9 protein-coding genes and 1 pseudogene are annotated in these 13215 nt (G+C 60.4%); 7 read left to right on the forward strand and 3 right to left on the reverse strand.

Going from position 1 to position 13215, the window contains the following annotated elements; genetic code table 11:
- Positions 1 to 167 precede the first annotated feature (167 nt).
- Positions 168 to 515 (reverse strand): annotated as a pseudogene (locus PMX60_RS02930) (hypothetical protein); the annotation flags it as partial.
- Positions 516 to 640: 125 nt separating this feature from the next.
- Between PMX60_RS02930 and PMX60_RS02935 the strand changes: the two are divergent.
- The 7 genes from PMX60_RS02935 (at position 641) to PMX60_RS02965 (ending at position 7763) form a co-directional block, all read left to right on the forward strand.
- A complete protein-coding gene (locus tag PMX60_RS02935) occupies positions 641 to 811 on the forward strand; it encodes a hypothetical protein (protein WP_195544680.1) in 171 nt (56 codons plus the stop codon).
- Between the two features lie 67 nt (positions 812 to 878).
- On the forward strand, positions 879 to 1613 hold the full coding sequence (locus PMX60_RS02940) for a GntR family transcriptional regulator (protein ID WP_271746821.1): 735 nt from the start codon (positions 879 to 881) through the stop codon (positions 1611 to 1613).
- A 198-nt stretch (positions 1614 to 1811) separates the two neighbouring features.
- Complete coding sequence (locus tag PMX60_RS02945; protein ID WP_195233861.1) at positions 1812 to 3275, forward strand: YfcC family protein; 1464 nt, start codon at positions 1812 to 1814, stop codon at positions 3273 to 3275.
- 10 nt (positions 3276 to 3285) lie between these two features.
- Entirely contained in the window at positions 3286 to 4848 is a 1563-nt protein-coding gene (locus PMX60_RS02950; RefSeq protein WP_271746823.1) for an amidohydrolase, read from the forward strand.
- 17 nt (positions 4849 to 4865) lie between these two features.
- A complete protein-coding gene (locus tag PMX60_RS02955) occupies positions 4866 to 5723 on the forward strand; it encodes a sugar phosphate isomerase/epimerase family protein (protein WP_195233865.1) in 858 nt (285 codons plus the stop codon).
- A gap of 100 nt (positions 5724 to 5823) precedes the next feature.
- Complete coding sequence (locus PMX60_RS02960; RefSeq protein WP_271746826.1) at positions 5824 to 6792, forward strand: SIS domain-containing protein; 969 nt, start codon at positions 5824 to 5826, stop codon at positions 6790 to 6792.
- Positions 6793 to 6890: 98 nt separating this feature from the next.
- Positions 6891 to 7763, forward strand: coding sequence for a PfkB family carbohydrate kinase (locus tag PMX60_RS02965; protein WP_195233870.1), 873 nt, complete (start codon positions 6891 to 6893; stop codon positions 7761 to 7763).
- Between the two features lie 493 nt (positions 7764 to 8256).
- On the opposite strand, the gene pknB is transcribed toward PMX60_RS02965, so the two are convergent.
- Together pknB and PMX60_RS02975 are read right to left on the reverse strand one after the other, a co-directional pair.
- A complete protein-coding gene (pknB, locus tag PMX60_RS02970; RefSeq protein ID WP_271746827.1) occupies positions 8257 to 10203 on the reverse strand; it encodes a Stk1 family PASTA domain-containing Ser/Thr kinase in 1947 nt (648 codons plus the stop codon).
- A 132-nt stretch (positions 10204 to 10335) separates the two neighbouring features.
- On the reverse strand, positions 10336 to 13206 hold the full coding sequence (locus tag PMX60_RS02975) for an FtsW/RodA/SpoVE family cell cycle protein (protein ID WP_271746828.1): 2871 nt from the start codon (positions 13204 to 13206) through the stop codon (positions 10336 to 10338).
- Positions 13207 to 13215 lie beyond the last annotated feature (9 nt).

The following is a 13215-nucleotide window of genomic DNA, read 5'->3' on the forward strand; positions in this document are numbered from 1 at the left end:
GACATTTCCGCCCATTACCACGTGGAGGTCCCCGTCACGGAGATCGCCTACGCATACGACTACATCAATTCCCGGCATACCCCGCGCAGGCAGGCCACGCTGAACGATGGGCCCGCGGCCCAGCAGGACGAGTGACGCGCCTCGCAAGCAAAGGAAGGAAGCCAACATCACATGAGCATCATCGCCGCATGTATCGACAACCGCCTGCTACACGGCATAGTGGCAACCCAGCGGATACTGGAGCGAACGGCGAGCCGCTCGTCGGCCGGGAAGCAGTCAAAGGTGGCAAAGTAGTCGCGCGGCTCCTCGGCGCAGCGGATGAGCTGGCCCGACCCGTCCGGACGCATCAGCACCTCGGCACGCTTGAGCCGGCCGTTGTAGTTGTAGCCCACCGAGAACCCGTGCGCGCCCGCATCGTGGATGACGAGCAAGTCGCCCTCCTCCACTTCGGGCGGGCGCCGGTCGATAGCGAGCTTGTCGTTGTTCTCGCACAGCGACCCCACCACGCCGTAGGTGTGCTCGGCAGCACCGCTATGCGGAACGCCCCGCGATCTCGACCGAGAGCACGTCGGAGAACGGGATGTCTAATTGCTGGGGCCTGTCAGCTTGGGGCCTGCCGCCGCGGGTGTAGCCGGACTGCATGCGTTCGGCGCTGCTAGGCACGATGTCGGGCATCGCCGCGGGCAAGACGGCGGGTCTCACCGTGTTCGCCAAGCGCGAGGAGCGTTTTGGTTTTTCGCAAGCAAATGCGGACGAAATCATCGACCAGATTCCCGATCTGCTCAAACATGCAGGGCCCCTATGTGTTTAACCTCATTTTTCCGTGTGCGGTAGAATGGAGTAGTTGAGATCGCGAACGCCTTAAAGGGAGAGTTTTTGTGGATACGCATCTGGATGGGGACTCTTCCGCCCCGCTGTATCAACAGGTGCTCGATTTGCTCAAGAGCGATATCGAACAGGGGACATATCCCGTTGACTCGCAGATTCCAACGGAACTTGAGCTTTCTAAGATGTACGGCGTGGGAAGGGTCACGGTTCGTCGCGCAATAGAGGAGCTTGTGGGCGAGGGGTATCTCACCAAGCGGCAGGGGCGTGGTACGTTTGTGACCGCGACAAAGATAATTCGCAAGGTGCATCAGAAGGACGATGTTCAGAGTTTTACCCAAGCATGCGCTGAAAACGGCATGAAGGCGGGCGCTCGCGTCGTTGCCCGCAAGACCGTTGCCGCCGATCGCGACCTCGCTTCTTTCTTTGGCTTGGATGAAGGCTCTGACCTCATCTTGGTCTCACGCGTGCGTACCGCAGACGGCGTGCCGGTCCTGTTCGAGAACAACTACTATCCTGTTGACGGATTCGAATTTCTCAAAGATATCGGTCTCTCCAATTGCTCGATATTCGAGGCCGTGGGGGAGCGTACGGGTAGGTATCCCTGTTCATCCGATCCCTGCAGGCTAGAGATCGCCCGTGCGGGAATTGATACCGCCCGCGAGCTCAAGGTCCCAGTAGGGGAGCCGCTATTCTTCATGAACGCGGGCTTTCTCGATTCCAACGGAGAGCGCTTCTGCTATGGCAGGCAGTACTACGTGGGTTCGCGCTACAGCTTCGATATCTAGCGGCTCTGTCTCGCGCAGCGCTGTTCTCGCCATCGCCGCAACAGGTCCGTTTAGCGCGTAAAAGTTACCACTTATAGAACAACCTAATATGTTTCTTGACCGGCACCTTCATGCAGGTTATACATAGGACAACCTAAGATGTTTGCTTATACGTGAGGGTTTTTTGGCAAGCATCGTTGCTCTGACAGGAGGTTAAGAATGTCGGATGCCAAACAGGAGAAGCCCAAGCGCAGATTCCATCTCCAGCTTCCCCATGTGTACACCATCGCGTTCATGCTGATTGTGTTCTTCGCGGTGCTCACATGGATCGTCCCATCGGGTCAGTTCGACCGTCAGACCATTCAGACGGCCGCGGGCGAGCGAGAAGTCGCCGTAGCCGGAACGTACCAAGAAGTCGACAAGGTCTACACCGATTCGGAGACGGGGGAGACCGTCGATCTGCGACAGGGCATCGATGCCGTCCTGCAGGCTCCCGCCAAGGGCATCCAGGCTGCGGCCGATGTCGTCGCGTTCGTCCTGCTGATCGGCGGATCGTTCGCCATCGTCACCAAGACCAACGCCCTAAACGCCGGTATGAGCCGCGTGATCAAGAAGTTGAAGAACAAGGACATCTTGATCATCCCCATCTCCATGGTCCTGCTCTCGATCTGCGGCACCACGTTCGGCATGTCCGAGGAGGCGCTGCCGTTCTACGCGATCTTCATCCCCATCATGCTGAGCATCGGGTATGACTCCATGACTGCATTCATCATCTGCTTCCTCGGCCCCAACCTTGGTTACTGCGCATCCACTATCGATCCTTTCAACGTGCTGATCGCCCAGGGCGTTATCGGCATCGAGGGAAATCCCCAGCTTTGGCTCCGCGCCATCCTGTGGGCCATCTTCACCGCCGCGGGCATTTTCTGGGCCATGCGCTACGCGCGCCGCGTCAAGCTCGATCCCAAGTCCTCCATCACCTATGAGGACGATAAGCAGAAGCGCATCGAGTTCTCTGTCACCGACGCCTCTATCGAAGAGGAGTTCACGCTTCGCCACGAGCTCGTCCTCATTGATTTCGCGGTCGGCATGGGCGTTATCGTGTGGGGCCTCGTTACCCAGGGCTGGTATATGGACGAGATCTCTATGGTGTTCCTGGCCATGGGCCTTCTTGCCGGCATACTCGGCGGCTTGGACGAGAAGACCATTGCGGAGGAGTTCGTCCGCGGAATCGCCGACTTCGCCTACGCAGCCTGCATCATCGGTATCGCCCGCGGCATCCTGGTCGTTGCAGAGGGCGGAATGATCATCGACTCTATTCTTAACTGGCTCGTCGGACTCCTTGCGGGCGCTCCGTCCTTCATCTATACCACCTTCATGTACATCGTCCTCGGCCTGCTTTCGCTGCTGGTTCCTTCCAGCTCCGGCCTCGCTGCACTCACCATGCCAGTCATGGGCCCGCTGACCGAGCTTATGGGTCTCAATCCCGAGGCTGCCGTCACCGCTCTGCAGTTCGCGAACCAGACCATCAACACCATCAGCCCCGTTGCGGGCATGACCGTCGCGGGTCTCGCCGTAGCGAAGATCTCCTTCGGGCAATGGTGGAAGACCATCTGGAAGTTCTTTATCTTCATGGTCCTGTTCGGATTGGTCGCGACTACGATCTCCGGCCTACTGCCGATGTAGGAGGTGCCCGGTGTTTGATCGTTCGCTAGTATTGCTGTCCCGCAGCATCTTTACCGGCCTTTCCGATGAACCGATCGACGGATATGTTTCGATTCGCGGTAATCGCATCGAATCCGTGGGCGCCTCTGATCGGGCTGCCGAATATACTGCGCATGCGGACGAGGTTCGCGACCTTGGCTCCAGAACCGTCATGGCAGGCCTTGTCGACGTGCACACGTTCTTTACCGGCTGGGTGCTCCGTCGCATCGGCGCCGATCTTATCGATGCGACCTCGGCAGATGATGTTTTCACCGCGATGTCGAATTGGAAGGAGGAGCGGCCCCAGGCCCCTATGGCGTTGGGCATGAACCTTCCGGAGACCCTTATGGGTGACGACTTGGTTGATATGTTGGACGAGAAGTTCTCATCCACGCCTGCCGTCGCCTTTACTGCCGGCGCGGAGACCTGCGTGCTCAACTCCGCCGCATCTGCGCGCTATGGTTTTACGTCCGAGGCTTGCTATGCCGAGATGATTTGGCACCTTATGCGCGATTATCTACCTCTTCAGGAAGTCCGCGATGCGTATGGCGACTACATGACCATGCTTAACTCCCGTGGCGTCACCGCCATCAAGGAGATGTGCTTTGACGATTATTACGGATTTGCGGACGAGATGTATCGCCGCGAGCAGGAAGGCGAACTTACGGTTAGGGTCGACATGATGAGCCAGCCCGTCGGGCATGGAGCCGACCTTGATTACGCCTGCTCGGCGCGCGACCGCTTCCAAGGAGACTTCGTCAGGTTCTCCGGCTTCAATCGCATGACCGATCGCGGCGTGTGGTGCGGCCTGGCCGAGATGATCGATCCCTACGAGGAGGGGGCCGATGCGGGTGCCGGCGGAAAGACCGTGGTCGAGGAGCCCGAATGGGACCTCATCTCTCGCGAGCTGTCCGAGATCGATGCCCAGGGATTCCGCTACTCCCTGCATTGCCAGGGGGATGGGGCCGTTCGCAAGACGATCGACCTGTATGAGCGGCTACCGCGTGATGAGTCGGGAAGGCTCGCTCGCAGGCATTCGATTACGGACCTTGAGAACTCCGATCCAGCTGACCTGGCGCGCATGGGCGCCATCGGCGGTATCTGCGAGGTCTATCCCCAGATCCTTACTCTTGATAAGCGCGAGGATTGCCTTTCGACCATGCGTCGCCAGATAGGAGAGAAGAGGCTCTCCCGCAGCTGGAACCGTCGCGCCATGGTGGATGGCGGATGTGTGCTGTGCTGCGGAACCGATCTTCCCCTCCTTATCCCGCATCTAGGAGATTCGATCTACAGCGCCTGCGGAGGGTACTTCGCCGACGGTTTGGACGTCAACCCGCAGAATACCGTTAGCGTTGCCGAGCTGCTGCGGGCATGGACTGCCGGGGGTTCCTACGATCTGGTTCGCGAGAACGATTTCGGCACCCTCGAGGCGGGCAAGCTCGCGGACATCTGCGTTTTGGACCGCGATGTGTTTGCGGTGGACCCCAAAGATGCCAGAGACATCCAGGTCTCGCTCACGCTGAGCGATGGTCGGGTCGTGTACGAAGATTGCTAGGAGAGGAGATGCCCAGCATGGATTTAAACGCTTCCGCGCCCCGCCTGCGTCGCGAGCAGGTCGCCGGCATGAACATTCACTACATCATGTGGTCGCTCGATTATTTCCTTGATGTTCAGCAGCGCCTTGGCTTCAAAACCATCGAGCTTTGGGCGGCCGAGCCGCACGTGACGCTGGACCACACGGGGTATTTCGAGGCCGACAAGCTTCGCCGCAAGATCGAGTCCCGCGGACTCTCCGGGAGCTCCCTGTGCCCGGAGAACGTGGTGTATCCGTGGCAGTACGCTGCCAGAAAGCCCCTCCACGCGCAGCGGAGCCTCGCTTACTTCAAGCACGGCATCGAGCTCGCCGAGGTGCTCGGCGCCCCGTATATGTCCATCAACTCCGGTTGGGGCGATTGGGACGAGGACCGCGAGGAAGCTTGGAAGCGCTCTGCCGAGCACTTGGCGATTCTTGCGGACTATGCCGGCGAGCACGGCGTGACCCTCTGCATGGAGAGCCTGAGGCCGGAAGAGAGCAACTTGGTGGTTACACTCGCGGATGCCAGGCGCATGCTTGACCAAGTAGCCAACCCGCACCTTACTCCAATGGTGGACACTACTGCTATGGGAGTCGCCGGCGAGAGCCTTGAAGAGTGGTTTGCCGAGTTTGGCGATGGTGCCATAAGGAACATGCACTTCATTGATGGCGACCCATACGGCCATCTGGTTTGGGGCGATGGAAAGCACAGCATGGACGATTTCGTGCGTGTCCTCAACGCGCATGGGTTCGAGGGCTATCTTGGCCAGGAGATCACCGATGGAAGGTATTTCGATGATCCCGCAGCAGCGGACCGGCGCAACATGGACGCCTTCGAGAGGTATTTTGTCGACTAGCGCGTAGCCCCCATTCGCGTGGGGCAGTCAACACGCTTGACGAGAAGACTTGCAGTAAACGTTGGCGGATTCGTCCGCCGTATCGAAAGGAAGAATAACAATGAACGCATATGATCTCATCGCCGACGCAATCGCCGAAAAGGGCGGTTTCGATAGCGTCTTCTGGGTTGCCTGCGGCGGCTCCCTCATCGACCTGCTGCCCGCCCATGAGCTGCTTAAGCGCGAGGCGACTACGTTTGCCAGTGAGGCGTATACCGCCCGCGAGTTCGATATCATGCGTCCCAAGCGCCTGGGCGAAAAGTCCCTTGTTATCGCTTGCAGCCACTCCGGCAACACTCCCGAGGTAATCGATGCGTGCTCGATCGCCAAGGCGGCGGGCGCAACCGTTATCGCACAGACCGACAACGCCGGCTCCGGCATCGATAACGGTGAGTGGACGTGCTGGGTATATCCGTGGGGCGAGGGAGTTCCGCAGGCGGAGGTACCCGCCGGCATCTCTTTGGCTCTCGCTGCCGAGCTCTTGGATCAGCAGGAAGGTTATGCTGACCTTGCCGATATGTACGAAGGCATCGCCAAGATGGACCGGATCCTGCCTGCGGCTCGCGAGAAGGTCAACGCCGAACTTTGCGACCGTTTCGCTGCCCTGTGCCAGGACCACAAGTTCCTGTATATCTTGGGATCCGGTCCCGTGTTTAGCCAGACCTATGGCTTCGCTATCTGCTCGCTTATGGAGATGCAGTGGCAGAGCTGCGCCTATATCCACTCCGGCGAGTACTTCCACGGCCCCTTCGAGGTGACCGAGCCCGGAGTCTTCTACTTCCTGCAGATGTCTTCCAGTGAGTGCCGAGCCATGGATGAGCGCGCCCTCGCATTCCTCGAGACCCATACCGACACTCTTATGGTGCTCGACGCCATGGAGTACGGCATGGACCAAGTACCGGCAAGCGTTCGCGCGTTCCTTGATCCAATCCTGTTCTACGCGATGAACTGTGAGCTGCGCTCCGCTCGCGGCAAGGTGTTCGACCATCACCCGGACGTGCGTCGTTACATGGGCATCGAGAAGTACTAGCGATTTTAGAACGGGGCGCGAAGCGCGTTGAGACGTGCGAATCCTCGCGCCTCTTCTGCTCGCCGTAGCCACGGCGGTTTACCTGAATGGAGATAACCATGGCAGCCTATCCTATAAGCGTGCTCGGCTTTGGAGACAACGTTGTCGATAAGTACGAGCATATCAAGACTATGTATCCCGGCGGCAACGCAGTCAACTTCGCCGTCTTCGCCAAGAAGCTCGGTGTCGATCGCAGCGCCTACATGGGAATCTTCGGATCAGATGAGGAGGCCGAGCACGTTATAGCATCGCTTGAGGACGAGGGCGTCGAGCTTCTTCGCTGCCAGCAGGTCCTGGGCGTCAACGGCGCCGCTCGCGTGACCGTTGACAAGACCGGGGACCGTATCTTCCTGGGCTCCAATGAAGGCGGCATACGTGGCGACATGCGCTACGTGATAGACCGCTTCGCCGCCGAGTACGTCAGCGGCTTCGATTTGGTGCACAGCGGCAACTACTGCTTCACCGAGCGCGAGCTCCCCAAGATCAAGGCTGCCGGTGTGCCTATCAGCTTCGACTTCTCCGATGACTCCACCGACGAGTACTTCGAGCAGATTGCGCCATTTGTGACGTACGCCTTTATGTCCATGGGCGACGCTTCCCTGGAGGATATCAAGGCGAAGCTCGAGTGGGTGAAGGCCCTTGGCCCTCAAATCGTATGCGCGTCGCGCGGGAGCAAGGGTTCCGTCGCCTATGACGGCGAAAACTTCTACGAGCAGGGCATCAAGCCCGTGGCGCCCGAGGAGCTCAAAGACGCTATGGCGGCCGGCGATTCACTGCTGACGGCGTTTTTGGTCACCTATCTTTCCAAGAAGAAGGCCGGCGAGTGCGGCGAGGCCGCAATTCGCGAGAGCTTGGACTTCGCTGCCGGTTTTGCGGCGCAGACCTGCAAGATCGAGGGCAGTTGGGGCCACCCGCTGGTCTACGAGAACTAGTTTTTTGTCGTGGCGGGGTGTCTTGGGGCGCCCCGCATTGCGTTGGGAGTCAAGATGTCCGTTCGTGCCTGCGCGGCAGGATTTTGCTGTGCCGATGTCTACCAGAATCTGGATCCCCTGGGTTGCATCCAAGGGGGCCTCTCAGGAGCGCTTCGAGGGGTGCTTCTTGAGTATATGAAGGCAAAAGGGATATGCAATCTTCATATACGGCCTTCTTTTAGAGGGCGTTGTCCTTACTCTTTCATCTCTTTGCTTCTGGACATTTTGTCTATAGGCAAGAGTCCATGGTCGAGACCATGGTGAAGTTCTGCGGCTAGTAATTACTGCATCACATATCTGTTGTTACCTGAGAGGCTCGCTTTTGCGGGCCTCTTTGCGTTGCTATGGAGCCCTGGCCTGTCGATAAATAACGCGCCCGCTTGCTGGGGAGCAAGCGGGCGCCGTTGAGCGAATATGTTTGCGGCCATAGCCGCTGCAGGTGATGGGTTGTCGACTAGTTAGTCGTCGTGTCGGAATCGTCACCCGAGGCAGAGCCAGAAAGCGAAACCGTCAGCGTGATCGTGCTGTCGGTGGACTGCTTGCCGGTGGGGGAGACGCCCGTAACGGTGGCATTCTCGTTGCCGCTCACGGGGTTGCCGTTCTGATCGCAGAATGCGATGTTGTAGAAACCGGCGTTGTTGAGCGCGGTGACGGCGGCGGAGATGCTCTTGCCGTACAGGTTGCCCGGGACGCTGGCCTTGCCGGACTTCTTGGCGATGACGACGGTGATCGTGGCGCCGGGCTTCTGCTTGCCGCTGGGGTTCCAGCTAATTACGGTGCCCTCGGTAACCGAGTCGTTTTCCTGGTAGCTCACATCGACGCCAAAGCCAGCCATGTCGAGAGCGTTGCGCGCCTGGGCCTCGGTCATGTCGGTCAGATCGGGCACCGAGGTGGTGTCCGGGCCGCCAGAGACCTTGTACGAGATGGTCGTGCCCTTCTCGACCTCTTTGCCGGCAGCAGTGCTCTGCTCAAAGACCTGGCCCTCTTCGGCCTCATTGGCTTCCTCCGAAGCGCTGCCCTTCAGGCCCACGCTTGCCAGTGCGGCCTCGGCCTGGTCCTTGGTCAGGCCGAGGAGCTGCGGAACCTCAACCTTCTCGGAGGGCTTAGGGCCCTTGGAGATTACCAGGTTCACCCTTGTGCCCTTGGCCTTCTTGGTGTTGCCGTTGGGGGTCTGCTCGGCGACCTTTCCCTCGTCGACATCGTCGTTGTAGCTCTGGTCGACGGTGCCAACCTCAAGGCCGGCTTCCTTGATCAGCTCAATAGCGGTCTCCTGGTCCTTGCCCAGCACGTCGGGCACCGTGACCTGTTCGCCACTGAACATGCCCGTGGCAAAGGCCACCACCACGCCAATCACGGCGACGGCGGCAATCACGGCGGCGATGATCTTGTTCTTGTTGGACTTAGGCTTCTCGACCTCGTAGGAGCCCGTGGAGCCCGAGACAGCGCTACGGGCGGTATTCTGACCGCTCACGCCCGAGACGGGACGAACCATAGCGCGCGTTGAGTCGGAAAGCTCGCGGGTCTTGGTGGCACCCAGGTCGCCGGCGGCACCGATGATGCGCGTGGGCTCCGAGACGTTGACGGCACGGCCGGACAGGTAGCTGTTGAGCACCTGGCGCAGCTCGTCGGCCGTCTGGAAGCGGTTTGCCGGGTCCTTCTCCATGCACTTGAGGATGATGCGCTCCAGGTCGGCATCGACGCCGGAGTTGATCTGGCTCGGCGGGATGGGGAGCTCGTTGACCTGCTTGAGCGCGACCGAGATGGCGTCGTCGCCGTCAAAGGGTACGCGGCCGGTGGCACACTCGTACATGACGACACCCAGCGAGTAGATATCCGAGGTGGGGCCGAGGTCCTGGCCGCGGGTCTGCTCGGGGCTTACATAGTGGGCGGTGCCCAGCACGTTGTTATCCTGCGTGAGGTGGCTGTTCTTGGCGCGTGCGATGCCAAAATCCATTACCTTGATGTTGCCGTCAGGCAGCACCATGATGTTTTGCGGCTTAATGTCGCGGTGGATGATCTCGTGCTTGTGTGCGACCGAAAGCGCGGAGCTGATCTGCGAGCCGATCTGCGCGACCTTCTTGGGATCGAGGGCGCCGTGGCTCTTGATGCCGCTCTTAAGGTCGGTACCGCGCAGGTACTCCATGACGATGTAATAGGTGTCGCCGTCCTTGCCCCAGTCGTAGACGCCCACGATATAGGGGGAGGACAGGCCGGCAGCTGCCTGGGCCTCCTGCTTAAAGCGGGCGGCGAAGGTGGCGTCGCCGGCATACTGCGGCAGCATGATCTTGACGGCAACCGTGCGGTCGAGGACCTGATCCTGTGCACGGAAGACGGTCGCCATGCCGCCCGTTCCCACCTTATCCTTGAGGAGGTATCTTCCCCCGAGGACCCTCTGTTCCATTCCTGCTCCTAACATAACTATTCGCTCAACGATGTGTGTAGTACCAAATGTGTGGCCGCTGGGGCCGTGTGGCGCGTTGCCGCTAGCTCATCGGCCGCGGCGCGCCCCAAGTATCCGCTTTGATCACGGGCATCACGCTCCCTGTGCGGCGAGCGCCGCGGTCAGGACGATGCCGGCAATCTTGGCGGCCTTGACGTCATGCTTGTCGTAATCCTCTAAGGCCACCGAGATGGCGACTGTGGGTGAATCGTAAGGTGCAAAGCCAACGAACATCGAGTTGACGTTGGTGCCGCCAGTCTCGGCCGAGCCGGTCTTGCCGGCGACCTTGACGCCGGGGATTTGGGCATCGGTGCCGGTGCCGGACTGGACGACGGCAAGCATGGCCTGCTTGACCTGGTCGGCCGTGGCGGAGCTGACGGCCTGACCAAGCGAGCGGGACTGCGTGGTCTTGACCACGGTTCCGTCCGGGGCGAGTACCTGGGCTACAAAGTACGGGTCCATGACCACGCCGCTGTTAGCGATGGCGGCGGCAATCACGGCGTTTTGCATGACGGTGGTCTGCGGGCCGGGCGTGTGGTCCATGCCGACAGGCTGGCCGGCGCCGGCCCAGGCGGTCTCCCACTCGGTCATGAGTGACGGGTCGGCCATGATGGAGGCCGCGGAGGTCAGGTCTTGGCCGAGCTTTTGGCCGTAGCCAAAGGCGTTGGCAAACTGTACGAGCGTGTTTGCGCCAACTTCGTTTGCCACCTGGCCAAAGACGACGTTGGAGGACACGGCAAAGGCCTGCTGCAGGCTGATGGTGCCGTAGCTCTCGTTGGCAGAGTTGGTGACCGGTGCGTTGCCGATGTCCATGGAGCCGGGCGCCTGGTAGGTGCTGGTAAGGCTGGCGGTACCGGTCTCGAGTGCCGCGGAAAGCGTAACGACCTTAAACGTTGAGCCCGGCGTGTACAGCGCGTCCATGGCGCGATTGTACATGGAGCCGTCCTCGCCGCCGCCCGTCTGCAGCAGGGCATCGATGTTGGTGTTGTCGTAGGTGGGCGAGCTGGCACATGCGAGCACCGCGCCGGTACGCGGGTCGATGACCACTACAGCGCCCTTAAAGCCCTTGAGCGCCTGCTCAGCAGCCGTCTGGATACGCGAGTCGATGGTGAGCTTGGCGGTGTTGCCCGGCTGGGTCTGGCCCGCGAGCGACGCGATGGCGTTGTTCCAGCTGGAGTAATCCTTAGAGCCGGTGAGCGTGTCGTTCATGACGCTCTCGATGGCGGTGGTGCCATACTGCTGGCTCACGTAGCCAACCACGTGCGCTGCTAGGTTACCGTTGGGGTAGGAGCGTACGTAGGTGCCGTCCTCCTGCTGCAGCGACTCGGCCAGCGTCACGCCGTCGGACGTGATGATGGAACCGCGCTGGATGTACTTGGAGCGGGCGATGGTGTGGTTGTTGGTCGGCATGTCCTGATAGTCCTTGGCCTTGATGACCTGGACATAGGTGAGGTTGCCGATAAGGATGGCGAACAGCGCCGTAAAGGCGAGCACCGCGCGGGTTAGACGGTTGGCAAGCGCAACGCGGCCGAGCACACCGGATTCAGGCGTGTCGAGCAGGCGACGGCGCATGCGCGAGCCGACGGAATGGCTACCGCTGCCGTAGGAAGACGAGGTGGCAAAGCGTGTGCCCGTCGGGGCGGCGGCCGATGCGACCTGATCATCGGTGATGGCGGCCATGGTGCCGGTGCCGGTAAGCTCTGCCTCGCGTCCGGTCGCCTCGTCACCGGCGCGTAGCAGGAGCGCGACGATGATAAAGCTTGCCAGCAGCGAGGAGCCGCCCTGGCTCATAAAGGGCAGGGTGACGCCGGTCAGCGGGATCAGGCGGGTGACGCCGCCCACGATCAAAAAGGCCTGGAAGCTGATGGCTGCCGTAAGACCGGTGGCGCTAAAGGCGGCGAGGTCGGATTTAGCGCGGGCGGCTGTGGTGAGGCCACGCACGGCAAAGAGCATAAACAGGATGAGCACGGCGCCGCCGCCCAAAAGGCCCATCTCCTCGCCGATAGCCGAGAAGATAAAGTCGGACTCGACGACAGGGATGTTGTTGGCCATGCCGTTGCCGATGCCAACACCGACCAGACCGCCATCGGCAAGCGAGAAGAGCGACTGGACGATCTGGTAGCCCTGGCCCTGGGCGTCCTTAAACGGATCGACCCAAACCTGGAAACGCACCTGAACGTGCGACAGGAACTTGTAGGCGCCCACGGCTCCAACGGCTAAGAGCGCAAGGCCGATAACGACATACGAAAAGCGCCCCGTGGCAACGTAGAGCATCAGCAGGAAGATGGTATAGAACAGTACGGCAGAGCCCAGATCGCGTTCGAAGACGACGACGAGCAGGCACACGCCCCATACGGCAAACAGCGGCAGCAGCAGTCGCAGGCGAGGGATCTTAAAGCCCAGGATCTTGCGGTTGGAGATGGAGAGCAGCTCGCGGTTCTCGGCCAGGTAGCCGGCCAGGAACAGGACGATAAAGACCTTGGCGAACTCGCCGGGCTGGATGGTAAAGCCCGCGATGCGAATCCACAGCTTGGAGCCCGAGATCGTGGTGCCGATAAAGATAGGCAGCATCAGCAGAATGATGCCGATGATGCCAAAGGTGTACTTGTAGCGCATGACCACGTCGAGGTTTTTGACTAGTGCAAGCGTTCCCACCATGAGCGCCACCGAGACAAACAGGATGATGAGCTGTGAGATGGCGAGGGCGGGGGCGAGACGCGTCACGAACGTGATGCCGATGCCCGAAAGTATAAATACGATGGGCAGGATGGCGGGGTCGGCACCGGGCGCCAAGATGCGCACGGCAATTTGGGCCGCGGCAAAGGCGGCAAAGAGGCCGATCGGTACGGCGAGCGTCTCAAAGGAGATGGCAGCGCCCGCGGTGAGGACGTACATCGCATACAGCAGGATGACGGGGAACGCCGAGGCGATGAGCAAGAGCAGCTCGGTGTTGCGGCGACTCATAAGCGGCAC

It is taken from the genome of Collinsella aerofaciens, from assembly GCF_028206995.1.
Taxonomy (GTDB): Bacteria; Actinomycetota; Coriobacteriia; order Coriobacteriales; family Coriobacteriaceae; genus Collinsella; species Collinsella aerofaciens_AQ.

What these genes read in the sequence shown, in the direction of transcription:
- PMX60_RS02935 (WP_195544680.1), top strand. Translation starts at nt 641, where the DNA reads ATGCGTTCGGCGCTGCTAGGCACGATGTCGGGCATCGCCGCGGGCAAG.
- PMX60_RS02945 (WP_195233861.1), top strand. Translation starts at nt 1,812, where the DNA reads ATGTCGGATGCCAAACAGGAGAAGCCCAAGCGCAGATTCCATCTCCAG.
- PMX60_RS02955 (WP_195233865.1), top strand. Translation starts at nt 4,866, where the DNA reads ATGGATTTAAACGCTTCCGCGCCCCGCCTGCGTCGCGAGCAGGTCGCC.
- PMX60_RS02960 (WP_271746826.1), top strand. Translation starts at nt 5,824, where the DNA reads ATGAACGCATATGATCTCATCGCCGACGCAATCGCCGAAAAGGGCGGT.
- PMX60_RS02965 (WP_195233870.1), top strand. Translation starts at nt 6,891, where the DNA reads ATGGCAGCCTATCCTATAAGCGTGCTCGGCTTTGGAGACAACGTTGTC.
- pknB (WP_271746827.1), bottom strand. Translation starts at nt 10,203, where the DNA reads ATGGAACAGAGGGTCCTCGGGGGAAGATACCTCCTCAAGGATAAGGTG.
- PMX60_RS02975 (WP_271746828.1), bottom strand. Translation starts at nt 13,206, where the DNA reads ATGAGTCGCCGCAACACCGAGCTGCTCTTGCTCATCGCCTCGGCGTTC.